23 protein-coding genes and 2 tRNA genes are annotated in these 22,374 nt (G+C 68.4%); 13 read left to right on the forward strand and 12 right to left on the reverse strand.

Annotated elements, in window-relative coordinates:
- Window positions 1-79: 79 nt before the first annotated feature.
- From H6G16_RS05265 to H6G16_RS05285, 5 genes are all read right to left on the reverse strand, one after another.
- Window positions 80-748 (reverse strand): YggS family pyridoxal phosphate-dependent enzyme, encoded by a 669-nt coding sequence (locus H6G16_RS05265; RefSeq protein ID WP_242036184.1) that lies wholly within the window; start codon window positions 746-748, stop codon window positions 80-82.
- Complete coding sequence (locus H6G16_RS13050; protein ID WP_242036212.1) at window positions 729-956, reverse strand: PII-interacting protein PipX family protein; 228 nt, start codon at window positions 954-956, stop codon at window positions 729-731. Before H6G16_RS13050 ends, H6G16_RS05265 begins: the two co-directional genes overlap by 20 nt.
- Before the next feature lie 121 nt (window positions 957-1,077).
- Window positions 1,078-2,007 carry an energy-coupling factor transporter transmembrane protein EcfT gene (locus H6G16_RS05275; RefSeq protein WP_190389234.1) on the reverse strand — a complete coding sequence of 310 codons (930 nt, stop codon included), beginning with the start codon at window positions 2,005-2,007 and terminating at the stop codon, window positions 1,078-1,080.
- Window positions 2,008-2,010: 3 nt separating this feature from the next.
- Window positions 2,011-3,378, reverse strand: coding sequence for a ribosome biogenesis GTPase Der (der, locus tag H6G16_RS05280; RefSeq protein ID WP_190389235.1), 1,368 nt, complete (start codon window positions 3,376-3,378; stop codon window positions 2,011-2,013).
- Window positions 3,379-3,437: 59 nt separating this feature from the next.
- Window positions 3,438-3,917: a DUF1823 family protein gene (locus H6G16_RS05285; RefSeq protein WP_190389236.1), complete on the reverse strand. Its 480-nt coding sequence runs from the start codon at window positions 3,915-3,917 to the stop codon at window positions 3,438-3,440.
- Between the two features lie 28 nt (window positions 3,918-3,945).
- On the opposite strand from H6G16_RS05285, the gene dusB reads away from it, so the two are divergent.
- A complete protein-coding gene (gene dusB / locus H6G16_RS05290; RefSeq protein ID WP_190389237.1) occupies window positions 3,946-4,956 on the forward strand; it encodes a tRNA dihydrouridine synthase DusB in 1,011 nt (336 codons plus the stop codon).
- 93 nt (window positions 4,957-5,049) lie between these two features.
- Here the strand turns inward: dusB and H6G16_RS05295 are convergent, their stop codons facing one another.
- Both H6G16_RS05295 and H6G16_RS05300 read right to left on the reverse strand, forming a co-directional pair.
- Window positions 5,050-5,799, reverse strand: coding sequence for a DUF4079 domain-containing protein (locus H6G16_RS05295; protein WP_190389238.1), 750 nt, complete (start codon window positions 5,797-5,799; stop codon window positions 5,050-5,052).
- Between the two features lie 33 nt (window positions 5,800-5,832).
- Window positions 5,833-6,558, reverse strand: a complete 726-nt coding sequence (locus H6G16_RS05300; protein ID WP_190389239.1) for an SAM-dependent methyltransferase — start codon at window positions 6,556-6,558, stop codon at window positions 5,833-5,835.
- 153 nt (window positions 6,559-6,711) lie between these two features.
- Between H6G16_RS05300 and H6G16_RS05305 the strand changes: the two genes are divergently transcribed.
- Entirely contained in the window at window positions 6,712-7,224 is a 513-nt protein-coding gene (locus H6G16_RS05305) for a cupin domain-containing protein (RefSeq protein ID WP_242036214.1), read from the forward strand.
- A gap of 17 nt (window positions 7,225-7,241) precedes the next feature.
- Here H6G16_RS05305 and H6G16_RS05310 read toward each other — a convergent pair whose 3' ends face one another.
- The 3 genes from H6G16_RS05310 to aroQ are packed head-to-tail and all read right to left on the reverse strand — an operon-like array spanning window position 7,242 to window position 9,461.
- On the reverse strand, window positions 7,242-8,381 hold the full coding sequence (locus H6G16_RS05310) for a hypothetical protein (protein WP_242036185.1): 1,140 nt from the start codon (window positions 8,379-8,381) through the stop codon (window positions 7,242-7,244).
- 7 nt (window positions 8,382-8,388) lie between these two features.
- Window positions 8,389-9,024: a tRNA-(ms[2]io[6]A)-hydroxylase gene (locus tag H6G16_RS05315; RefSeq protein WP_190389241.1), complete on the reverse strand. Its 636-nt coding sequence runs from the start codon at window positions 9,022-9,024 to the stop codon at window positions 8,389-8,391.
- The gene (aroQ, locus tag H6G16_RS05320; RefSeq protein WP_190389242.1) at window positions 9,021-9,461 is read right to left on the reverse strand and encodes a type II 3-dehydroquinate dehydratase; all 441 of its coding nucleotides are present in this window, start codon (window positions 9,459-9,461) and stop codon (window positions 9,021-9,023) included. Before aroQ ends, H6G16_RS05315 begins: the two co-directional genes overlap by 4 nt.
- Window positions 9,462-9,554: 93 nt before the next feature.
- On the opposite strand from aroQ, the gene H6G16_RS05325 reads away from it, so the two are divergent.
- From H6G16_RS05325 to H6G16_RS13185, 7 genes are all read left to right on the forward strand, one after another.
- Window positions 9,555-9,636: transfer RNA gene (locus tag H6G16_RS05325), tRNA-Tyr, on the forward strand.
- A 10-nt stretch (window positions 9,637-9,646) separates the two neighbouring features.
- Window positions 9,647-9,718: transfer RNA gene (locus tag H6G16_RS05330), tRNA-Thr, on the forward strand.
- Between the two features lie 80 nt (window positions 9,719-9,798).
- The gene (locus tag H6G16_RS05335) at window positions 9,799-10,395 is read left to right on the forward strand and encodes a response regulator transcription factor (protein ID WP_347238799.1); all 597 of its coding nucleotides are present in this window, start codon (window positions 9,799-9,801) and stop codon (window positions 10,393-10,395) included.
- A complete protein-coding gene (locus tag H6G16_RS05340; RefSeq protein ID WP_190389243.1) occupies window positions 10,392-12,437 on the forward strand; it encodes a cache domain-containing protein in 2,046 nt (681 codons plus the stop codon). Before H6G16_RS05335 ends, H6G16_RS05340 begins: the two co-directional genes overlap by 4 nt.
- A 124-nt stretch (window positions 12,438-12,561) precedes the next feature.
- A complete protein-coding gene (locus tag H6G16_RS05345) occupies window positions 12,562-13,260 on the forward strand; it encodes a hypothetical protein (protein WP_190389244.1) in 699 nt (232 codons plus the stop codon).
- Between the two features lie 105 nt (window positions 13,261-13,365).
- Window positions 13,366-14,715 carry an aldehyde dehydrogenase family protein gene (locus H6G16_RS05350; protein WP_190389293.1) on the forward strand — a complete coding sequence of 450 codons (1,350 nt, stop codon included), beginning with the start codon at window positions 13,366-13,368 and terminating at the stop codon, window positions 14,713-14,715.
- 101 nt (window positions 14,716-14,816) lie between these two features.
- Window positions 14,817-16,319 carry a LysM peptidoglycan-binding domain-containing protein gene (locus H6G16_RS13185; protein WP_190389245.1) on the forward strand — a complete coding sequence of 501 codons (1,503 nt, stop codon included), beginning with the start codon at window positions 14,817-14,819 and terminating at the stop codon, window positions 16,317-16,319.
- Window positions 16,320-16,332: 13 nt separating this feature from the next.
- Here the strand turns inward: H6G16_RS13185 and H6G16_RS05360 are convergent, their stop codons facing one another.
- Entirely contained in the window at window positions 16,333-17,841 is a 1,509-nt protein-coding gene (locus H6G16_RS05360; protein WP_190389294.1) for an ATP-dependent DNA helicase RecQ, read from the reverse strand.
- A 103-nt stretch (window positions 17,842-17,944) separates the two neighbouring features.
- The gene (locus H6G16_RS05365; protein ID WP_190389295.1) at window positions 17,945-18,985 is read right to left on the reverse strand and encodes a hypothetical protein; all 1,041 of its coding nucleotides are present in this window, start codon (window positions 18,983-18,985) and stop codon (window positions 17,945-17,947) included.
- 166 nt (window positions 18,986-19,151) lie between these two features.
- On the opposite strand from H6G16_RS05365, the gene H6G16_RS05370 reads away from it, so the two are divergent.
- From H6G16_RS05370 to H6G16_RS05390, 4 genes are all read left to right on the forward strand, one after another.
- Window positions 19,152-19,361 carry a photosystem I reaction center subunit IV gene (locus H6G16_RS05370; protein WP_190389246.1) on the forward strand — a complete coding sequence of 70 codons (210 nt, stop codon included), beginning with the start codon at window positions 19,152-19,154 and terminating at the stop codon, window positions 19,359-19,361.
- 116 nt (window positions 19,362-19,477) lie between these two features.
- Window positions 19,478-20,323: a DNA-formamidopyrimidine glycosylase gene (locus tag H6G16_RS05375; RefSeq protein ID WP_190389247.1), complete on the forward strand. Its 846-nt coding sequence runs from the start codon at window positions 19,478-19,480 to the stop codon at window positions 20,321-20,323.
- A gap of 17 nt (window positions 20,324-20,340) precedes the next feature.
- Window positions 20,341-21,774 (forward strand): acireductone synthase, encoded by a 1,434-nt coding sequence (gene mtnC, locus H6G16_RS13275; protein WP_347238800.1) that lies wholly within the window; start codon window positions 20,341-20,343, stop codon window positions 21,772-21,774.
- Window positions 21,771-22,184 (forward strand): DUF4440 domain-containing protein, encoded by a 414-nt coding sequence (locus H6G16_RS05390; RefSeq protein ID WP_242036186.1) that lies wholly within the window; start codon window positions 21,771-21,773, stop codon window positions 22,182-22,184. The genes mtnC and H6G16_RS05390 overlap by 4 nt, the downstream gene beginning before the upstream one ends.
- Window positions 22,185-22,374 lie beyond the last annotated feature (190 nt).

Raw genomic sequence — 22,374 nt, forward strand, 5'->3', positions numbered from 1 at the left:
GAATAGCGTCCCACGCCAATGGTCGCAAGGGTTTCAGCTGTGAAATTGGCGCCACGGCACAGGAGGCCCTGGCCAGGGATCAGGGCGGCGGTGCGAGTCGCGGCCCAAACAGACCGCTGCCGATGCGCACCCAGGTGCTGCCTGCCGCGGCCGCCTCTGGCCAGTCGCCGCTCATGCCCATCGAACGCTCCGGCAGCCCCAGCTCCGTGGCCAGGGCGGCGCACTCGGCAAACAATTCACCCCGCTCCTCCGGCGTGAGCCCGAGGGGGGGCAGGGTCATCAGCCCAACGGGCCGCAGGGGGGCCAGCCCGGCCAGCTCCGGCCAGTGCCGACGCAGCTCGGCGGGCTCAAAACCGGTCTTGGCGGGATCGGGGCGGAACTTGACCTGAAACAGCACCGCCGGCTGGCGCTGCTCTTCGGCGGCCAGGCGGGCGAGACGCCGGGCCAACTCAAGGCTGTCGAGGGAGTGGATCGTGCCGAAATGGCGCACCACACCACGGGCCTTGTTGGCCTGCAAGCGGCCGATGAAATGCCAGTCGAGGGGCTCCAGATCAGCCAACTCCCCCTGCTTGGCCACAGCCTCCTGCAGCCGGCTCTCGCCAAAGCTGCGCTGGCCAGCGGCCACCGCCTCACGGATCCGGGCCGCCGGCTGACCCTTGCTGACCGCCAACAGGCGACAGCCCGGCGGCAGCCCGGCGCGCAGAGCGGCCAGCCGCTCCGCCAGGGAATCAGATGAAGGTCTGGTCAAACAACTGACGCCAGTGGGCGTGAACCTCCGCGCTTTCACGGCGGGCCCGGGCCAGATTCTGCTCGGCGTAATGGCGGGCATCCATCAGGGGCACCACCTCGAAGGCGGCTCCACGGGGCTGCAGCGTGACCACAAAGAAAATGCGCTGGGCATAGAGGGTGGCAAACAGATCACGCCCCTCCCCCACCGGAGCCACCCGGTAGAGCATCCCGAACGTCGGATGGTTGAGATAGCGCTCGTTCGTTACCAAGGTGCTGCTCACCGATGGGTTGCTCGCCAATGGGTTGCTCGCCAGTGGGTTGCTTGCCAATCCGGTCGGTCTGGGGCCATTAAAGGTCACCGACTTTCCAACGCAGCACCAGCAGCCCCAGCAGCACTCCAGCGGCCGTGCCATTGAGCAGGGCGCGGCCAGCCCCCGCGGCGGGGCGATGCAACTGCTGGGGCGGCAGCCAGCAGCCCCCGCGGGCCAGCAGCGCCTCCGCCCCCTGCTCGGCCCGCAGCAGCACATTGGCCAGCAGCCGCTCTCCCACCGCCAACACCAGGCCGAGGCCGGCCTTCCAGCCCAAGCGCTTGAAATTCACGGCGCGGGTTGCAACAGATCGCAACAGGTTCTGCAGCTCCTCCTGCACCAGGGGCAGGAAACGCAGGGCCAGCAGCAGGGTGAAGCCCAGCCGTTCCACCGGCCAGCCCAGCCGTGCCAGGGGGGCCAGCAGCCAGCTGATCGCCCACACCAGCTGTTCCGGAGAGGTGCTGAGCAGCAGCAGGTTGGCGCTGTGCACCAGGGTGAACAGCAGGGTGGCCCCGTTGAGGCCGAGCTCGGCCGAGCGCCGGGTCACCACCAGGGGGCCCTGGCGCAGCAGCACCCAGGGGGTGCCGGAGCGTTCCGGCGGTGCGGTGCCGGGCGGGCCGGGCTCTAGCCGCAGTTCGGCCGGGGGCCGCTGCAGCGCGGCCGGGGGCGCCGAGCCGGCGGGCAAGAAGGCCGCCAGGCCACCCACCAGCAGGGCCAGGGCCAGCAGCAGGGGCAGGCTGCGGCGCCAGAGCCGCCAGCTCAGCCCGCTGACGGCGGTGATCAGTAACAACAGCCCCACCAGGCTGAGGCGCCAGAGCGGTCCCGCCAGGATCGGCGTCACCAGGAACACCAGGCTCCAGGCCAGCTTCAGGCGCGGATCGAGCCGGCGCAGCCAACTGGCACCCCCAGGCGGCTCAGCCGGATCGGGGGCGGCGTACTGGCCGATGGGGATCTGGCGCAGAACGTCCACGGCTCACCGCCCACGGTTCTGGGTGCGGGCCAGCTCCTTCTCCGCATCGCGCTGCTGCTTGCCCCGCCAGAACAGCTTGATCGGCGTGCCCTCAAAGCCCAGCCCCTCGCGGATCTGGCGCTCCACATAGCGGCGGTAGGTGTCACCGAACAGCTTGGGCTCGTTGACGAACAACGTGAAGCTGGGGGGGCGCACCGCCACCTGGGTGCCGTAGTAGAGCCGGCCCTGGCGGCCGCCACGGCTGGTGGGCGGCGTGCGCCAGCTCAGCGCTTCGGTGAGCACCTCGTTCACCACCGAGGTGGTGACGCGGCGGCGGTGCTGCTCCACCGCCAGCAGGGCCAGGGGGAAGATCGCCTGCACCCGTTGGCCACTGAGGGCCGAGGTGAACAGCATCGGCGCCCAATCCAGGAAATAGAGCTTGGCCCGGAGTTCCTTCTCCATCGCCGGCATGGTGTGGCTGTCCTTCTCGATGGCGTCCCACTTGTTCACCACCACCACGCAGGCGCGGCCGTCCTCTTCAATGCGGCCAGCCAGGCGCTGGTCCTGCTCGGTGACGCCATCGAGGGCATCGATCACCAGCACGCACACATCGGAGCGCTCGATCGCCTTGAAGCTGCGGTTGATGCCGAAGTATTCGGGGCCGTAGCTCACCGAGCGGCGGCGGCGGATGCCCGCCGTATCCAGCAGTTTCCAGGTTTTGCCCTCCCGCTCGATCGTGGTGTCGATCGTGTCGCGGGTGGTGCCGCGGATCGGGCTCACGATCGCCCGGTTCTCGCCGCAGACGGCATTGAGCAGGCTGGATTTACCCACATTGGGGCGGCCGATGATCGCCAATTGGATCGGTTCCTCCTCGCCCTCCTGCTCCTCGCTGGGCGGCAGGAAGCTCACCACCTTGTCGAGCAGGTCGCCGGTGCCGGCGCCGTGGATGGCCGAGATCGGGAAGGGCTCGCCCAGGCCCAGGCCCCAGAACTCCGCCGCCATCGCCAGGCCCGCATCGGGCGACTCGCACTTGTTCACCGCCAGCAGGGTGGGCACCCCCTGGCCGCGCAGCCATTCCGCGATCGACTGGTCGGCGGCGGTGCAGCCCTGCTGGCCGTCGACGATCACCAGGGCCACGGCCGCTTCGGCCAGGGCCAGGTTGGCCTGCTCACGGATCTCCGGCAGGAATTCGCTGTCGTCATCGAACACCAGGCCGCCCGTGTCCACCACCCGGAAGGTGCGATCGGCCCAGTAGCCCTCCTGATACGTGCGGTCACGCGTCACGCCGGGCTGGTCGTGCACGATCGCTTCGCGGCTGCGGCAGAGCCGGTTCACCAGGGTGGATTTGCCCACGTTGGGGCGGCCAATGATGGCAACGACCGGTAGGGCCAAGGAAGGTATGCCGACGTCTGTCCTGCCTTGACCCTACAGAGCAGCCCCAGGGGCAGCCATCAGGAAATCGGCAGATCGCCGGGATGGCCCACCACCGGATCGGCCGGCTGATCCAGCAGCGGCGGCAGCGGACCAGCCTCGGCCAGGGCTTCACCCCGCTCCGCCAGGTGGGCCAGCAGCCAGTTCACGGCGGTGGCGCGGCGGGTGCGGCGCGGGTAGAGCTCGCCGATCCGGTAGCCGGCAAAGCCCAGCTGCTCCTTCAGCAATTGCTTGTGCTGCTTGGCGATCGCGCGGGTCAGCGCCACCGAGGGGGGCCGCTGGGCGATGAACTGGGGCTCGATCGGGAACGACTCCCGCCAGGCGTCGCCTGTCGCCGGGCCCGCGCTCCAGGTACCGGAGCCATCGGGCGCATAGCCCAGGCGCGGCCAGATCAGTTCACACACGAAGCGATCGCTGACGCGGTCGGCCAATACCGCTTCCAGCAACGGGCGGCTTAGGGGGAAGGCCGCGGGGCTGGCGGCGGCCTGGTCGGAAGCCATCGGCCTGGAGCATCACAATCGGATCACCATGATCAACGCTCCCCCCCACCCCCTGCCGGAGCTCCAGCTGGCCGGCCGCGGCACCCCCCGGGCCCTGCGCTGCCGCGTGCTGCAATCGCCGCTGGCGGGGGTGAGCGATCGCATCTTCCGGGCGCTGGTGCGCCGCTGGGCCCCCGATGCCCTGCTGTTCACCGAGATGGTGAACGCCACCAGCCTGGAGCTGGGCTTCGGGCTGCAGAAGGTGGAGGAGCTCGCCAGCGAAGCCGGCCCGATCGGTGTGCAGCTGTTTGATCACCGCCCCGCCGCCATGGCCGAAGCGGCCCGGCGGGCCGAGGCCGCCGGCGCCTTCCTGGTCGACATCAACATGGGCTGCCCGGTGAAGAAGATCGCCAACAAGGGCGGCGGCAGCGGCCTGATCCGCGACCCCGACCTGGCGGCCCGCATCGTGGACACGGTGGCGGCGGCCGTGGCGATCCCGGTGACGGTGAAAACCCGGCTGAGCTGGTGCGGCGCGCCCGACGCATCGGCCGTGGGCTGGTGCCGCCAGCTGGAGAGCGCCGGCGCCCAGCTGCTCACCCTGCACGGCCGCACCCGCGAGCAGGGCTTCAAGGGCCAGGCCGACTGGGGCGCCATCGCCGCCGTGAAGGCCGCCCTGGCCATTCCAGTGATCGCCAACGGCGACATCCACAGCCCCGCCGATGCGCTGCGCTGCCTGGAGCTCACCGGCGCCGATGGCGTGATGGTGGGCCGGGGCACCATGGGCGCCCCCTGGCTGGTGGGCCAGCTCGATGCGGCCCTCAGCGGCCGGCCGATCCCGGCCACTCCGGGTCCCGCCGAGAAGCTGGCCCTGGCGGCCGAGCAGCTGCGGGCCCTGGTGGCCGCCAAGGGCGACCACGGCCTGCTGATCGCCCGCAAGCACATGGGCTGGACCTGCACCGGCTTCCCTGGCGCCCCCCAGCTACGCCATGCCCTGATGCGGGCGCCCACGCCGGATACGGCCCTGGCGTTGCTCGAGAACGCTGCCGCCGGCCTGGGATGACTGCCGAGCTGTGGCGCCCCTGGGTGGACGTGCTGATTCCCACCTGCGGCGAACCCCTGCCAGTGCTGGAGCGCTGCCTGCTGGGCTGCTTGGTCAACCCGGGGTGGGGGCGGCTGCAGCAGCGCCTGAGGCTGGTGCCGCAGCAGCTGGCTCAGGGCAGGTGCGATTCAGCACATCACAGCGAACGATGGCCGGCTTCTGCCAGCTCAGGGGGATCTCCAGCAGATCCCGGCTGCCGGTGATCGCCTGCACCGCCAGCAACACCAGGATCAGCAGATTCGAGGCCACATGCAGGCGCCGCCAGCGCAACAGACGGGTGATCTCCGGCCGCGCCGCCAGATTGAACAGCAACAGACCGGTGAGCAGCACGCCGCTCCAGTAGTGGGAGCTCCAGAACGCCCCGCTGAAGGGGTTGTCGGACAGGCGCCAGATCTCCGGTTGGGATCCCAGCCCCAGCAACCCGGCCCAAGTGAGCACGGTGAAACTGGCCCGCAGGGCGGGGCGCTTGACCTTCAGCAGCGCCCCGAAGGCCACCAGCGTTCCTGCGGCCACCAGCAGCAACAGCGCCAGCCGCAGGGCGCCGCCGGAAAAGGCCGCAGCGGGCTCAACGGCTTTGCCGATGAAGGAGTACACCAGAGCCACCAGCACCGCCACCACCACGCCGGCGGTGAGCCAGCGGCCGTGGTCGGCGTGCTCCCGTGGCACCAGGGCCGGCTGCTGGGTGATGCCGAGACGCTTCTCGCGCACCAGGATCCCCAGGCGGATCGTGGCCCCCACCACCGGGTACACGAACAGGATCACCAGCACGGGGTGCAGCAGGGAGAACCAGTCGATCGGGGTCATCCGGAAGGGTGGGCAGCCGATCCCGACCTTGGCTCAGGGCAACACCTCCGGCCAGCCCTGACGGATCAACAGGAGGGAAAAGTAGGGCTGCTCCTCAGCGGGCACCGCAGCCGCAGCCGCCACCAGCTGGTCGGGCCAGCCCACCCGCTGGGCGAACAGGCTGCCGGCCAGCAGACCCCGGGCCTCCAGCAGCGGCCGCACCCAGGCCCAACGGTGCCCGAGCTTCAGCAGGGCCAGCACCGTGCCCTCCCCGGCAGCCCGCTGCAGCAGGGCCTCGAGCTCCCCAGGGCCGTCGGGGGTCGGGCGGATCAGCAGGGGCTCCTGCTGCAGGGCCAGGGGCCAGGGCAAGCCCTGGGAGGAGGCAGCCGCCGCCGCCGCCGCCACCGCAGTGATGCCCGGAATCACCGCCACCGGACAGGCGGGATGGCGCTCCGCCAGGGCCAGCAGGGCATAGGAGGCACTGGCGTAGAGGGAGGCGTCCCCCTCACAGAGCAGCACCACGGCCTGGCCGGCGGCCACCTCGGCCGCCAGGGCATCGGCGGCGGCATGCCAGGCCTGCCGCCGGGGCTCGGCCTCCGCCACCATCGGGAAGACCAGCGGCAGGCGGCGCTGCTCCGGACGAATCCAGGGGGCGGCGATCCGGGCCGCCATCCCGTCGGCCTCAAGCCGGGCCACCGGGTAGGCCACCACCGCCGCCGCCTCGATCGCCCGCACCGCCGCCACGGTGAGCAGCTGGGGATCGCCAGGCCCCACACCCACCAGGGTGAGACCCGCCGGCGATTTGGCCGCGTCGTTTGTCAGGTTCGGATTCTCGGAGGAATCCCGTTTCTAGGCTGGCGTCAAACCAGCCCTTCTGCCGCCGTGACTCTTCTGGCCATCCACCAGGGCCCGCCCAGCCAGCGGGACGCCAGCTTGCTGAGCCGGGACGGCGAGAGGATCCAACGGGAGCTGGCCGAGCGGGGCATCGCGTTCCAGCGCTGGAACGCCCAGGCCGTTCTGCCGGCCGAGGCCAGCCCGGAGCAAATCCTGGAGGCCTACGCCGATCAGGTGGCCCGGGTGCAGGCCGGCGGGGCCTACCCGACAGTGGATGCGATCCGGATGACGCCGAACCACCCCGATCGCGAGGCCCTGCGCCAGAAATTCCTGGCGGAACACACCCACAGCGAAGACGAAGTGCGCTTCTTCGTGGAGGGACGCGGCCTGTTCTGCCTGCACCTCGGCGAAGAGGTGCTGCAGGTGCTCTGCGAGGCGGGTGACTGGATCGCCGTGCCCGCCGGCACCCGCCATTGGTTTGACATGGGACCCGAACCCCACTTCTGTGCCCTGCGCTTTTTTGACAATCCGGAGGGCTGGGTGGCCCAGTTCACCGGCGACCCGATCGCCAGCAGCTACCCCCTGCTCGACCAACTGGTCACGCCGAACTGACGGTGCCCTGCCAGCCCTCAGGCCCTCCACCAGCTGAAGGCCGCCACCACCGCGAAGGCCGATAACGAACACCACTGAAAACGACGATCGACGCGATTGATCCGTTCCATTACGGCCATTCTCTGATCTTCAGCGGCCGCGGAGTAGAGATTCGTGCCCCATACAAACAGGCCAAACAGGGTCATCGCCACCAGATAACTGCAGGCAAACAAATCATCCAGCAGGGTGGAATAGGGGAGCCTTGGCAAGCTGCTGTGATAGGACTGTTGCAGAAAAATCAAGGTGAGCAGGGCGGTTGAAGGGATCGCCAGACGCACATCACCCAGGGAGCCCTCGACGGAGGGCGCCATCAGCACGATTGAGTTGACGATCATCAAGGGCAACACCCAATTGATCAAGGCAGACCACACATTGGTTCGGTAGACCATCTCCAGCCGCATCTGGGCCATCACGGGCTGGAACCAACCACCAAAGCGAGTTGTGGCTCTGGATAGGTAGGGTTTGAAGCTGGCACCACCCCGTTCGTAGCCACTGAGGTCGCCAGACTCCCCCACCAGGGCCCCCATCGGCCGTTCCGGAATCATCCGGATGTCGGCATATTTGTTGGCCATCCAGGGCTGGGCTGCCTGCAGGATGATCGGCAAACTGAGGGAGTCGAAGGGATCACGCCGGAAACTGATGGTGTCGTCGTAAAAGCGGCTGGAAAATGTATAAAGCTGGTACTGACGGCCACCGGATAGGGGAACGGGAGCGGGCGTGGCCACTTCGAAGGTGGAATCCCAGGTTTCGATCCGGTTGAGCATGCGCACCAGATCCAGCGGCGTGGTGGCATGGGCCGTCATCAAGTCCTGCACCGCCGCAGGCCACACCAGCCAGAATTGACCATCCGCTGTAAAGGTGCGGGAGTTGAGATTCAACTCATAGATCTGATCGACATGAATGCCGCAGCTGATGGTGGGGTGCTCGCGGACGAGTTGTTCGCTCACCACCACCGGCTGCAGATTGGAAGCCTCCCTGCGGGCTCCGAGACCCAACAGGCCGATCAAAACGATCAGCCCAACCGCGAGGGCAAAACCCCACACCCAACGCCAACGAACAGCACGGATCAGACCCGGCGAGATCCGATCGATCCCGATGCGCTGCGGCCAGTCTGGCAACGGTCGCTCAGATTGCACCCACCCCAACCGAATGCATGCGCACCTGGTCTGGGACGGCGAGGTCGCCGGTGAGGGCCGCAACTTCCGCCACCGCCAGCTCCTGGAGCCGCGCCACCGTGGCCTCACGGCCAAAGCGCTCCTCACAGAGCACCCAGTAGAGGCCGAAGTGGCGGGCTTCGCTGGCCAGCAGCTCGCCATACAGATCCCGCAGCTCGCCATCGGAGCTATGGGCCGCCAGCAGGGCCATGCGCTCGTGGCTGCGGGCCTCGATCAAGCCGGCTACCAGAAAGGAATCCAGCATCCGCTCGGGTTCCGCCTTGCGCACCTGCGCCGAGAGGGCAGCGCCGTAGCCCGGGGCCGCCAGGGGCCGCAGGGCCACACCCCGCCGCTGCAGCAGCTGCAGCACCAGCTCAAAGTGCTCGAGCTCTTCGCGGGCCAGCGGACTGAGCAGCGCTGCCAACCCAGCGTCAGCGGGATAGCGGAACATCAGCTGCAGGGCCACACCGGCCGCCTTGCGCTCGCAGTGGGCGTGATCGATCAGCACCAGATCGGGTCGAGCCTGGGCCTGCTCCACCCAGCGGGCACAGCTCGGCGCCGCCAGCCACTTCACCCGGGCCGTGGGGCTCTCCAGCAGGGCCGTCATCGCAAACCGTGCAGATGGCGCACCAGGCCCTGCAGGGCCAGGCCGTAGCTGGCGGGCCCGAAGCCGCAGACCACGCCAACGGCCTTGTCAGCCAGATAGGAGTGGTGGCGAAAGGACTCGCGGGCGTGCACGTTGCTCAAGTGCAGCTCCACGAAGGGGATCGCCACCCCCAGCAGGGCATCGCGCAGGGCGATCGAGCTATGGGTGAAGGCACCGGCATTGATCAGGATCCCGTCAGCCTGGCCACGGGCCGCGTGGATGCGATCCACGAGGGCCCCTTCATGGTTGCTCTGAAAACACTCCAGCTCCACCCCCAGCTCGCCGGCCTGACGGCCCAGGTCGGCTTCGATCTGGGCGAGGGTCTGGGCGCCATAGAGGCCCGGCTCCCGCTGGCCCAGCAGGTTCAGGTTGGGACCGTTCAGCAGCAGCAGGCGCATCGGAACCGCGGCGATCCGGTCTCCACTGCGGCGATCGTAGGCAGCGGTGCCAGGAGCGGAACCCCCGGCTGGTAAGTTCTTCGGGTGTGGTTCGGGTCGGTGCCCGAGTGGTTAATGGGGGCGGACTGTAAATCCGCTGGCTCTGCCTACGTTGGTTCAAATCCAACCCGGCCCACCTTCCACATGCCCTTGTAGCTCAGCGGTAGAGCACTCCCTTGGTAAGGGAGAGGTCACGAGTTCAAGTCTCGTCAAGGGCTTACAACCTGTGGAGCTGGCACCGCTTCTGCAGTCATGGGCCCTGGTCCCCAGGCAAAGTTCCGCCAGTCGACAGAACCCGGTGGCTCGGCGTTGCCTGATCGTGGAAGACCAGGTGATGTTTCTGCAGCTGCTGTACAAAATGCTGCAGGGTGTGGATGGACTTGAGGTGGTGGCCACGGCCTCCACGTGCCATGGCGCCCTGGAAGCCTGCCGCCTGCACCATCCAGACGTCCTGATCCTCGATCTTGCCCTCCCGGACGGAGACGGGCTGAGCGTGGCCCGGTTCCTGCGGATGCTCGAGCCCCAAGCCAAGGCGCTGGTGCTCTCGGCCCAGGCCAGCAGCTTTGTGTGCCCCGAAGACCTGGAACCGATGCTGGTGGGCGTGGTCGACAAGACCTCCACCTACGAAACGCTGCAGGGGGTGCTGGAAACGGCCCTGCTGCAGCCGCGAGGGACCCACCCCGGACCACTCCACGGGGTGGAGGGGCTGACCCCCCGCCAGCGGGACATCTTCGCCCTGATCGGCAAGGGGCTGACCAACAAGGCGATCGCCCACAGCACCGGACTGTCCCTGGCCACGGTGGAAACCCACCGCAAGGCCATTGCCCGCCGGCTGCGATGCAGCGGCGCCGAACTGGTGCGCCGGGCCGCCCTGCATCTGGGGCAGATGCCATGAAGAACCGGGGCCTGCGCCAGCGGATCATCGGGGCCACCAGCCTGCAGCTGCTGCTGGTGAGTGGCGCGGTAGGTGGCCTGGCCTATTTCAGTGGCCAACGCAGCGGCTTCAGCCACGCCGAGGCCTACCGCCAACAGGACGCGATCACCGACCTCTCCGACCAGCTCTCCGGCCGCCTGATGGCGCCACGGCTGATCAACAACCTCAACGTGCTCGCCATCGAGCAGGGGGAATTTTCCCTGCGCGACTTCGACGCCATGGGGAAGCGGTTCTGGCGACAGATGCAGCTGTTCCCCGTGGGCTACATCAACTGGGGCAACACCCGCGGGGAGTTTCTCGGCGTGGAGCGGCTCGACAGCGGTGCCTTCGTGCTCAACGAAGACGCCCTCGCCAGCCCGCTGGGCAAGGGCACCCTCGGCATCTACGCCCTGGGGCCCAAAGGGGAGCGGGGCCGGCTGCTGGAGCAGGTGTCCGGCATGACCGCCACCCATGAGGAGCCCTGGTACGTCGAGACCGTGAAGGCCGGCAAAGCCACCTGGAGCTCGATCTACCAGTGGGAAGACAAGCCCGAGGTGCTGGCGATCTCCTACAACCAACCGATCTACGACTCCCAGCGGCGGCTGTTGGGCGTCATCGGCGTCGACTTCGTGCTCAGCCAGCTCAGCGCCTGGTTGGCGGAGGTGTGGCAAGACCAGAAGGGCTTCGCCCTGATTGTGGAACGCGACGGCATGGTGGTCGCCAGCTCCAGGCCCGGGTTCACCAGCAGCGGCCAGGAAGCCACCGCCAAGCGGGTGCGGCTTGACCAACTCCCCAACCCCCTGGTGCAAGCCACGAGCCGCCGCTTCTTCGCCAAGACGCCAACGGGCAGCCTGCAACTCCAGCCCCCGGCGCTGCCTGAGCCCAACCGGCAGGGCGCCCAGGCCATCCACCTCAAGGGCACCACCTACCTGGTGGATGTCCATCCCTGGGGCCAGGCGGAAGGCCTGAACTGGCTGCTGATCACGGCCACCCGATCGGATCAGATCGTGCAGGCCAGTCAGCGCTATACCCTGATCGCCCTGCTGCTGAGCCTGGCCGCCGTGACCACCGCCGTGGTGGTGACCATCCGGGTGGGCGATTGGCTCCTGGCCCCGCTGGAGCTGCTGCGCCGGCGCTGCCAGAGCGCCACGGCACAGGTGGGCCAGCAGGACGCTGCGCTGAGCTTTGAAGCCCAACTTCCCGAAGGCACCGCCACCGAAATCGAGGCCGTATCCCAGGCCTTCGCGACTTTGGTGGAGCGGCTGATCCAGGCCCGACGGCAGCTGGGGGAGGCGATCGAGCGGGAACGCCTCAAGGATGCCCAAACCGTGCTGGTGCTTGAGGACAAACTCAAGAGCAGCCTCCAGGCAGCCGCCATCGCCCATGAAATCAACCTGCCCCTCAGCACCCTGTTGCTGAACAGCAAGTTGCTGCTGGGTCAGAACAACGTGTCCCTGCCCGCTCCCCTGGGCAGCCACCTGCGCTCCATCGCCGACAACGCCGATGCGGTGGTGACCACGATCGAAAAAATGCGCACCCTGCTGCGCAACGTGCAGACCCACCACCAGAGGCTCAACCTGGCCAACGTGGCCCGCAGCGCCCTGCTTTACGTCGCTCCCAGCCTCCAGGCTGCCGGCATCACGGTGCGGCGCGAAGGGCTGGAGGGAAACCATCCGGTGCTGGGGGACGCCGCCCAGATCCAGATCGCCCTCGTCAACCTGCTGCGCAACGCCCTTGAGGCCCTCGAGGGTGCCACGAGCAGCCCGGCCGAAATCGCGGTGAGCCTCCACGACCACGGCGACACCGTGGTGCTGACCGTGGACGACAACGGGCCCGGATTCCTGGCCCCGGAATCGGCCCTCGAACCCCTCGAGACCAGCAAACCCCTGGGCAGCGGCCTGGGGCTGTTTGTGGTGCAAACCACCATGGACAACCACGGGGGCACCCTGGACATCGGTCGTTCGGCCCTAGGGGGAGCCCAGGTGCGGCTGCGCTTTCCCCAAGCTCCAGCCCAGCCGATTTGAGGCCCTCCGGGTGAATCAGGTCACCCAGCACATGCATACGCCTATCTACCTACCCAGAACGGTGTAGCTGGTCCTTGGAGGGGCTGACCGACTCCATACGGTCGACGAACCAGGGCTGATCGGTATGCGCGACATCCTGATCGACGGCATCCCGGTGCTGGATCTGCTGGAAATCACCGCCAGCACCGGCAGCGTGGCAGCCCTCACCCGCTGCGACCAGAGCTCCATCTCCCGGCTCTACCGGCATGCCAGCCAGCAGCTCGGCCTGGACTTCCGCAAGACCAACGGCCACTACCGGGCCCATGCCAACCTCGCCATCCTGCGGTCGTTGCGGCAGGCCTCCCAGCTCCTGCGCCTGAACCAGGCCGGCGGCCAGCCACGCTGGCTGGGGAACCCCTGGAACAGCGAGACCCTGCAGTCGGTGGGGGGCACCGGGCCCCTGCCCCGCCCCTGGCACGGGGAACAGCGCACGCTGGAGCTGTTGCGCGAACGGGTGCTGGATCTGGCGGTGATCAACGGCCTCGATACCTTGCCCCCAGGCTGGGAGGACAGCCGCTGGCCCTTCCGCTTCGGCGACTGGGTGGCCATCGGCCTGGTGCGCTACCCGATCACACGCAGCTCTCGCTCCGATCACCACCCCCTGCACCAGCCAGGGCCCAGGGTTGACGACGACGCGCCCCTGCTCCCCTGCGGCAGCGATCTGGATGCGGTTGTGCTGCTCCACGAGCACCTGGATCACCCCGCCATTCAGCACCTCCTGGGCCGGATCCGCCAGGCCTACCGCGACGCCTACCGGCACCAGTCGACGCTGGCCTGGCTCTGAGCCGCCACAGAAGTCGCGCCCATTTGCCAGCGTGGAGACCGTTGCCCTAAATCCTTGTCCCCAGCCCTCACCACCACCCCCCTGCTGGTGACATCGATCGCGGCGATGCGGGCCCCCGTGGATGCGGGCCAGACCCGCCCCCTGGCCTGGCGCCTCGAGCAGCTTGATCGCCTGGGCAGCCTGTTGCGCGAGCACGAGGCTGAGGTGCTCGAAGCCCTGGCCGCCGACCTGGGCAAACCACCGCTGGAGGCCACGTTTGAACTGGTGGCGGTGCGCCAGGAGCTGGCCCTCACCCGCCGAAAACTGAAGGCCTGGATGGCGCCGCGGGTGATCGGGGTAGACGCGAGCCTGCGGCCGGGCCAAGCCTGGGTGCAGGCCGAACCCCTCGGCTGCGTGTTGATCATCGGCCCCTGGAACTATCCCTTCCAGCTCTGCCTGCAACCCCTGGTGAGTGTCCTGGCGGCGGGGAACACCGCCGTGCTCAAGCCCTCCGAGCATGCCCCTCGCACCGCCGAACTCCTGGCGCGCTGCATTCCGGCGGCCTTCCCCGCCGATGTGGTGCAGGTGGTGACCGGCGATGGAACCGTGGCCGCCGCCCTGCTGGAGGAGCGGTTCGACCACATCTTCTTCACCGGCGGCGGCCGGGTGGGGCGGCTGGTGATGGCAGCCGCGGCCCGCCATCTCACCCCCGTCACCCTGGAGCTGGGGGGCAAAAGTCCAGCCATCGTGCTCGCCGATGCCGACATCGCCACCACCGCCCGGCGACTGGCCTGGGGCAAGGGACTGAACGCCGGCCAAACCTGCATCGCCCCCGACCACCTGCTGGTGCAGCCCGCGGTACGCCAAGCCCTGGTGAACGCCATCGCCGCCGAGTGGACCCGCTTCTACGGCGCCGATCCCCTGACCAGCGACGACCTGGGGGCCATCGTCAATGACGCCCAGTTTCAGCGACTGGAAAGCCTGCTGGCGGGCGCCCGCGAGCGCGGCCAGGTGTTGGCGGGCGGGCGTTGCGATCCGGAGCACCGCCGCATCGAACCCACGCTGGTGGCGGTGGCGAGCAGCGACGATCCGCTGATGCAGGAGGAGCTCTTTGGTCCGATCCTGCCGGTGCTGGAGGTCTCCGACCTGGAGGCCGCCCTGGCCGAGGTGCGCAGCCGGCCCAAGCCCCTGGCGCTCTATCTGTTCAGTTCCAACCGCCCCGCCCAGGACCGCACCCTCGCCACCACCAGCTCCGGCGGGGTGTGCTTCAACGACGTGGTGCTGCAGGTCGGTTGCACCGGCCTTCCCTTCGGCGGTGTCGGGGAGAGTGGCATGGGCAACTATCACGGCCAGGCCGGCTTCCTCACCTTCTCCCACCAGCGCGCGGTGCTGCGACGCCCCTTCTGGCTGGATCTGCCCTTCCGCTATCCCCCCTATGCCGGGAAACTGGCCTTGGTGAAACGGCTGTTGGGCTGATCGGGCTGGGGCGATCAGAACCTTTGATGCGCCGATCAGGGCCGGGGACTGGATGGGACAGGACAGCCCCCTTAACGTTCCGGCAGCTATGCGTAGTGTCCATGCGTCGCTCCCTTGCCGCCCTGGCCCTAGCCGTGGTGTTGCCACTGCCCGGCCTGGCCCCATCTGCGGCCCTGGCTGACGTGGTGGTGAAACCGGGGGAAACCCTCTCGGAAATTGCCGATCGCCACGGCGTCAGCCTCACCCGGCTGATGCAGGCCAACGGCATCAGCAATCCCAACCTGGTGGTGGCGGGCCAGACGCTGGTGGTGCCGGGAGCCCGCAGCAGCGCAGCGGCACCGAGCTCCGGGCGCTCCACGGGCCGTGTCACCGTGCAGCCGGGTGAGACCCTCTCGGAAATTGCCGACCGCCACGGCGTCAGCCTCACCCGGCTGATGCAGGCCAACGGCATCAGCAATCCCAACCTGGTGGTGGCGGGCCAGACGCTGGTGGTGCCGGGGGCCCGCAGCAGCGCCAGCGCAGCTGTCCCACGCCCCCTGCCCACGGCCCCGTACACCGTCAAAAGCGGGGAAACCCTCTCCGAAATCGCCGATCGCTTCGGCACCAGCACCGACCGCCTGATCCAGCTCAACCGGATCGCCAACCCCAACCTGGTGGTGGCTGGCACGCGCCTGGCCATCCCAGGCCGGCCCTCTGCGGCAGCAACCCCACGCAGCAAGGCCGGTGCCAAGGAGCACGTGGTGCGCAGCGGCGAAAGCCTCTCCACGATTGCCGACAGCTACGGCCTGCCCGTTGAGAAGCTGGTGGCCCTCAACAAGCTCGACGACCCCGACCTGGTCGTCTCCGGCACCCGGCTGAAACTGCAGGCCCCGCCCCCCGTCAAGGCCCCCGTCAAAGCCCCGGTCAAAACAGCTGCCAAGCCAACTCACAAACCCTCGCCCAAAGCCCCTTCACTGGCAGCAGCCAAACCCGTCGTCCAAGCCAAGCCCAAACCCACCGCAGCCACAGCATCAGCATCAGCGCCCGCAGCTCCGAAACCAGTGGCGACGGCGACCGCGACACCGGCTGTGCAACCCGCTGTGCAGCCCGCTGTGCAAGCCATGCAGTCCGCTCCCCGTCCCCAGCCCACGGCTACGGCTACGGCTCAAGCAAACCCCTCCAGCAGCGCGGTCGCCAGCAAGCCCGCCACCAGCCTCGCCAAAGCCACCACGGGCGTCGCAGCAACAACTGCTGCCATGACAGCCGCCAACACAACCACCGCGCCCAAGCCAGAAGCCGCCAAGCCCAAGCCAGCCATCACCAAACCAGCCACCGCAGCCCGACCCAGCGCCACCAGCAAGGTGGCCGCCAGCAAACCGCTGGGGCCCGACTGGCGCAGCTACGGCCCGCTCCAGGTGGATTGGGCCAACTGGCAGCCCATGGGCGGCAGCTACGTGGCACCCACGCTCAACAGCGATGGCAAACCGGTTTATCTGGCCGTCAACTGCGGAGCCCGCAAGCTCAACGCCACCAGCCAGTCGGGCCAGTGGAAGAGCTGGGATGCCCCCCAAACCGACTTCGAGGAGCAGCTGATCAGCGACATCTGCAAAGCCCGCGCCAGCTAGGCATGCCGAGGGCTCAGGCGGCCCAGTGCAACGGCCAGGGTTGGCGTCGGTAGCGCCGGCCCGAGGCCCGCAGATAGAGGCGCTGGGCCCCGTCATCGCTCTCCCTGAGCAACTCCTCCTGCACCAGCCGCCGCAGCAGCCAGCCCCAGCGGGCTTCCTGGTGGAAGCGCTCTCCACCGGCCGCCCCCGCAGCCAGGTCTTCAGCCAGGCTGCGCAGATCCCGCCCCGGCCTGGCCTCCAGGGCCTCCAACGCCTCAGCCACCTCCCCACCCCAATCCCGGCGCTCCGCCTGGCTCTGGCAGTTGTCGCAGCGGCCGCAGGCCGCGGCCAGCTCCCCAACGGCGAGCAACAGGGCCTGCTCCCGACAGCCCTCGCCCTCCGCCACCGCCTCCATCCGCCGCAGTTGCTGCTGGGCCAGCTCCAGCCGTGGCTGCTCCTGCTGGCCCTGGGCCGACCCCACCCCGCGAATCGCCCAGCCCAGGCTGGTGCGATCGGCCGGGTCGTAGAGCACCAGGCAGCGGGCCGGCAGACCATCCCGCCCCGCGCGGCCCGACTCCTGCAAATAGCCCTCCGCACTGGCGGGCAGGTCCAGGTGCAGCACCAGGCCCACGTCGGGACGATCGACCCCCATGCCAAAAGCCACGGTGGCCACCAGCACCGGCCGGGGCTGGTGCTGGAAGTGCTCCAGGGCCAGCTGGCGGCTTTCCGGATCCATGCCGGCGTGATAGGCAATCGCCTCCAGCCCGGCCCCCGTCAAACGGGCCGCCCACAGCTCCACCGTGCGGCGGGTGCGGGCGTAGATCAACACCGCCCCCCGTGCCGCCCGCACCGCGTCCAGCACCAGCGGCAAGGGGTCTTCGGGCCGGCGCTGCATGCCATACACGAGGTTGGTGCGACGGGCCGAGCGCACCTGGATCAGCGGCCGGCGCAACTGGAGCAGGCGGATGATGTCGGCCCGCACCTGGGGCGCCGCCGTGGCACTGAGCGCCACCAGGGGAACGCCCGGGCATTGGGCCCGCAACTGGCCCAGGCGGCGGTAATCGGGGCGGAAATCATGGCCCCAGGCACTGATGCAGTGGGCCTCATCCACCGCCAACGCCACCAGCTGGCCGCTGTCCAGCACGTCGTCGAGCAGCTGGCGGGTGGCCTCCGCCTGCAGCCGCTCCGGGGCGAGGTAGAGCAGGCGCAGCTGGTTGTCCCGCAGGCGCTCCAACAGGCGGCGGCGCTCCGGCAGGGCCAGACCGCCATGGAGGCAGGCCGCCGGAATGCCGCGGCGCTGCAGCTGCCCCACCTGGTCCTGCATCAGGGCCACCAGGGGCGAAATCACCAGCACCAACCCTCCCCGCACCAGGGCCGGCAGCTGATAACAGAGCGACTTGCCCCCACCGGTGGGCAACACGGCCAGACAGTCCTGACCGGCCAGCAGGGCCTCCACCACCTGTCGCTGGCCGGGCCGAAAATCCGTCCAGCCGAAGTGGCGCTCCAGGGCCCGCTCCAGGGGATCGCGATCGAGGGCATTCAGCTCGATGGGGTCCGGCTTGATGGGGTAAGGCTTGGTGGGGTCCTGCTCAGCGATGGGCCCTACCGGTAGTGCGACATGACCTTAGCCGCCACCAGATGCAGGGTCAGGGCAGGGGTGGCGGCTCCAGCTGGTCCGGCGATTCCTCCACCAGCTGCAGACGCACCCGTTTGCCACCCGCCAGCTCCCCCAGGGACACCCGCAGGGTGCTGCCGCTGAGCGATTGCAGGGCCGTGAGCAGGTCCCGCAGGTGGGGCGTGCTGCTGCCGCTCTCCACCCAGAGGCGCTCCTGCAGGCCGCCCAGCCGCCGCCAGCTGGTGTGGAGCTTGAGCACGGCACTCTCCAGCGCCTGGGCCTGACCCACCGCATCGGCCAACAGGCCCAGGGCATCGAGCCGCTGGGCCTCCTGCAGGGCCTTTTCAAAATCCAGCTCCCCCTGCTGGAAGGCCCGCACCGCCAGAGCGGCCTCCGCCGCCTTGCTGAGCCAGCGGGCCGTGCTGGTCACATCCTTCACCCGCTCGAGCTCGGGCTCCTCGCGCAGCACCCGCCGCAGGTCCTCCTGCTGCTCCTCCGGCAACTTGGCCAGCTCCTTCACCAGGGGGGCCACGGCCCGCGGTGGCAGCAGGTTTTCCGCCGTGCGCTGGCGGATCTCCTCGGGCAACAGGGGGCTGGTTGCCGCTGTGAATTCATCGCTCAGCCGCCGTACCTGCTTGCGGGTGATCTGCTGACCCTCATTGGCCGCCTCACTGATCATCTGCTGCACCTCGGGATCGGCCTGGGCCGTCTCCAGAAAGGCCCGTTTGGAGAAGTTGTTCACGCTGGTTTCCGCCAGCATCCCCTCACCCACCAGGCTGTCGGCCGACTCGGCCAGCTGGATCAGGGTGTAGGCCCGGGTCTTGCTGATCTCCCGCTCGCGCAGCCACTGCAGGAAGCCGGTGCCACGCCCCTCGCCACCGCGTTTTTCCCGATCCCGCACCGCCCGCAGAATCCGCCCCCGCCAGATCTCGGTCTGGAGGTCGAAGCGATCGCACACGGCCCAGGCCTCCTCGAGCCGAGCCAGAAACTCCATCGTGCTGATGGTGTCACTGTCGGGATCGGGCAGTTCGAGGCTCAAAACCGGCGCCGCCGGCACCTCCGTGGGGGCCATGGCCATGGGAAGGAGACGGGCTGCGGAAGGGCCGATCGTGCCACGGGCCGGGCGCCGCCCTCATGCGCCACGCGCTGCAAGGGCGACGAATCGTGACGCCGGCGCTAGAGCCCCCCAACGCCGCGGCTATCTTACTTCTGGCAGCCACCCGATCTACAGCGCAGCGATGGCCATCTCCCGCGGCGACAAGGTGCGCATCAAGCGCCCCGAGTCCTACTGGTTCAACGAAGTCGGCACCGTCGCTTCGATCGACACATCCGGCATCCGCTACCCGGTGGTGGTTCGCTTTGAGAAGGTGAACTACAACGGCTTCAGCGGCTCCGAAGGCGGCATCAACACCAACAACTTCGCCGAGAGCGAGCTCGACAAGGCCTGAGCCTCAGGCTGGCCTTCCCAACCAAGTCAAAGGGCGCCCCGAGACGCAGCCCAAGAGACGCCCGTGCAACCCTTGGTGGCACGGGCTTTTTGCTGGGCCCCACTGCGCCTGCATCCATGCCGGAACTGCCTGAAGTCGAAACCGTGCGGCGCGGCCTGGAACGGCAGACCCGGGGTTTTGTGATCGACCGGGTGGAGGTGCATCGGCACCGGGCGATTGCCAGCCCGGCGCCCCCCGCCGCCTTCGCCGCCGCCCTCAGCGAGACGGAAGTGGGAGCCTGGCTGCGGCGGGGCAAATACCTGATGGGCCAGCTCAGCCGCGATGGCGATGACGCCGGCACCTGGGGGGTGCACCTGCGCATGACCGGCCAGTTCCTCTGGCTCGAGGGCCCGCGCCCGCCCTGTGCCCACACCAGGGTGCAACTGTTCAATGGAGCTGGCCAGGAACTGCGCTTCATCGACACCCGCAGCTTCGGCCAGATGTGGTGGGTGCCGCCGGGCCAACCCGTGGAGAGCGTGATCACCGGCCTGCAAAAACTGGGGCCGGAACCCTTCAGCGCGGCCTTCAACCCCTGCTATCTCCGCCAACGGCTGAAGGGCTCCAGCAGGCCGATCAAGAACGCCTTGCTCGATCAGTCCCTGGTGGCAGGGGTTGGCAACATCTATGCCGACGAATCGCTGTTTGCCGCGGGCATCCGCCCCCACACCCCCAGTGGTCGGCTGACCACCACGCAACTGGACCAACTGCACCATGCCCTAGTGGCGGTGCTCGAAACCAGCATTGGAGCCGGGGGCACCACTTTCAGCGACTTCCGCGACCTCACCGGCAGCAATGGCAACTATGGCGGCGTGGCCTGGGTGTATCGGCGCGGCGGGGAGCCCTGCCGTCGCTGCCACAGCCCCATTCACCGCGACAAGCTGGGGGGACGCAGCAGCCACTGGTGCCCGAACTGCCAGCATTAAGCCAACCGCACCCGAGCGTGGACCCTGCAGCGCCCAGCCCAGCCGCCCTGGCCCAGCAACTGAGCGACACCATGGCCGCCATCCACCGCCGCGGCTGGTGCGATGGCACCGGGGGCAACTTCAGCTGCGTGCTGCAGCGCCAGCCCCTCCAGCTGCTGATGGCCCCCAGTGGGGTCGACAAGGGCACGGTGGCGGCGGCGCAACTGATCGTGGTGGATGCCAGCGGCACCGTGGTCCGGGGGGAAGGGCGGGCCAGCGCGGAAACCCAGCTCCATCTGGCCCTGGTGGAAACCTGTGGGGCCGGCGCCGTGCTCCACACCCACTCCCAGGCGGGCACCCTGCTCTCCCAGCACTATGGCCCCCAGGGACTGCCCACAACAGCCAACGGGGCGGTGGCCTACCTCTCCCTGCACGACCTGGAAATGCTGAAGGGACTCGAGGGGATCCCCAGCCACGAGAGCAGGGTCGCCATTCCCGTACTCGCCAACGACCAAGACCTGCACCGCCTCAGGGCGACGGCCGAACCCCACCTGGCCCAGGCTCCCTATGGGCTGCTGATCGCCGGCCACGGTCTCTATGCCTGGGGACGAGATCTGGGGGCGGCCCGCCGCCATTTGGAGATTCTGGAATTCCTGCTGGAGCAGCATTGGCGCCAACTGTTGCTGCGAAGCCTGGTGGGGGAAAGGGCAACCGCCACTCAGCCCCAGGGGAGCGCACCCTCCAGGGTGCGGGTGAGCGGGGTCCGCCATGTGCTGCTCGACATCGAGGGCACCACCTGCCCGGTGAGCTTTGTGGCCGGCTGCCTCTTTCCCTACGCAGCCAACAGGCTGGAGGAGTTTCTCCAGGCCCACGCCAGCAACCCAACGGTGCAGGAGCTGCTCGCCGACGTCGACGCAGCGTGGCAGCAGGATCCCGATCCAGAGGCGCAGGCGCTCCGCCAAGGAAACAATCCTGAGGTGGTGCCCTACCTGCGCTGGCTGATCGCGCGCGACCGCAAGCTCACGCCGCTCAAGCAGTTGCAGGGCTTGATCTGGGAGCAGGGCTACCGGGAAGGCGCTCTGGTGGGCCCCCTGTTTGCCGATGTGCCCGGGGCCTTGCGGCGCTGGCGAGGTGCAGGGCTGGAGCTATCGGTGTATTCATCGGGGTCGGTAGCCGCCCAACAACTGCTGTATGGCCACAGCAACGCAGGAGATCTCAGACCCCTGTTCCAGCAATGGTTTGACACCCGAATCGGGCCGAAGCAAGCCCCGGCCAGCTATGCCGCCATCGCCCAGGAGCTGCAGGCGGAACCCAAGCAAGTGCTGTTCATCAGCGATGCCGTCGCGGAATGTGAAGCCGCAGAGGCGACCGGAATGCAGGTTCTCTTTAGCGATCGCGACGGCAATCCCTGCCGCGACCCGGGGCGATTTGAGAGGATCAGGTCGCTTGACGATGTGGAGCTCCTGGCATGAACGACGATTTGGCGCCATCGGATCCCAATCGGGATCAACAGCTCCTGGCTCTCAATCAGACGCTGCTGGACAGTGTGGTGCGTGGTGACTGGGACACCTATGCGGGATTGTGCAGCGCCAATCTCACCTGCTTCGAAGCAGAAACCAATGGCGTCTTGGGGGAAGGATTGCCATTCCATCGGTTCTATTTCGATCTACCGTCAGACCCGAGTGCCGCCGCGACACCGGTTCAGGTCACCATGGCACGCCCCCACATCCGCTGGATCGGAGCAGACGCCGCGGTATTGAGCTACACCCGCCTCACCCAGAAGGTGGTTGCTGGGTCTCCAATCACGGCCAGTTGCTGCGAAACCCGCATTTGGCAGTACATCAACGGGGGCTGGAAGCACGTGCACGCCCATCGCTCGTGAACGCTGCACCAAACCCAACAAAAAAGCCACCCTCTCGGGTGGCTTCTCTTGCGTCAGCTCCTGCTCTTTCAGCAGGAATCTGACTTGCTTGGAATGAATGTTTTACCTGGCATCGAGCTATTTTCTCAGGGGGCTACCCCCCAAATATCGTCGCCGCTGCAGCGTTTCACAACCGAGTTCGAGATGGATC

It is taken from the genome of Cyanobium sp. FACHB-13342 (assembly GCF_014697415.1).
Classification (GTDB): Bacteria; Cyanobacteriota; Cyanobacteriia; order PCC-6307; family Cyanobiaceae; genus Cyanobium_A.

Excerpts from the sequence above, each read along its gene's own strand:
- H6G16_RS05285 (WP_190389236.1), bottom strand. The coding sequence starts at position 3,917 with ATGGCTTCCGACCAGGCCGCCGCCAGCCCCGCGGCCTTCCCCCTAAGC.
- H6G16_RS05390 (WP_242036186.1), top strand. The coding sequence starts at position 21,771 with ATGAACGACGATTTGGCGCCATCGGATCCCAATCGGGATCAACAGCTC.
- H6G16_RS05295 (WP_190389238.1), bottom strand. The coding sequence starts at position 5,799 with ATGACCCCGATCGACTGGTTCTCCCTGCTGCACCCCGTGCTGGTGATC.
- H6G16_RS13050 (WP_242036212.1), bottom strand. The coding sequence starts at position 956 with ATGCTCTACCGGGTGGCTCCGGTGGGGGAGGGGCGTGATCTGTTTGCC.
- H6G16_RS05315 (WP_190389241.1), bottom strand. The coding sequence starts at position 9,024 with ATGACGGCCCTGCTGGAGAGCCCCACGGCCCGGGTGAAGTGGCTGGCG.
- H6G16_RS13185 (WP_190389245.1), top strand. The coding sequence starts at position 14,817 with ATGCGTCGCTCCCTTGCCGCCCTGGCCCTAGCCGTGGTGTTGCCACTG.
- H6G16_RS05370 (WP_190389246.1), top strand. The coding sequence starts at position 19,152 with ATGGCCATCTCCCGCGGCGACAAGGTGCGCATCAAGCGCCCCGAGTCC.
- H6G16_RS05365 (WP_190389295.1), bottom strand. The coding sequence starts at position 18,985 with ATGGCCCCCACGGAGGTGCCGGCGGCGCCGGTTTTGAGCCTCGAACTG.
- H6G16_RS05375 (WP_190389247.1), top strand. The coding sequence starts at position 19,478 with ATGCCGGAACTGCCTGAAGTCGAAACCGTGCGGCGCGGCCTGGAACGG.
- aroQ (WP_190389242.1), bottom strand. The coding sequence starts at position 9,461 with ATGCGCCTGCTGCTGCTGAACGGTCCCAACCTGAACCTGCTGGGCCAG.
- H6G16_RS05340 (WP_190389243.1), top strand. The coding sequence starts at position 10,392 with ATGAAGAACCGGGGCCTGCGCCAGCGGATCATCGGGGCCACCAGCCTG.
- H6G16_RS05350 (WP_190389293.1), top strand. The coding sequence starts at position 13,366 with ATGCGGGCCCCCGTGGATGCGGGCCAGACCCGCCCCCTGGCCTGGCGC.
- dusB (WP_190389237.1), top strand. The coding sequence starts at position 3,946 with ATGATCAACGCTCCCCCCCACCCCCTGCCGGAGCTCCAGCTGGCCGGC.
- H6G16_RS05345 (WP_190389244.1), top strand. The coding sequence starts at position 12,562 with ATGCGCGACATCCTGATCGACGGCATCCCGGTGCTGGATCTGCTGGAA.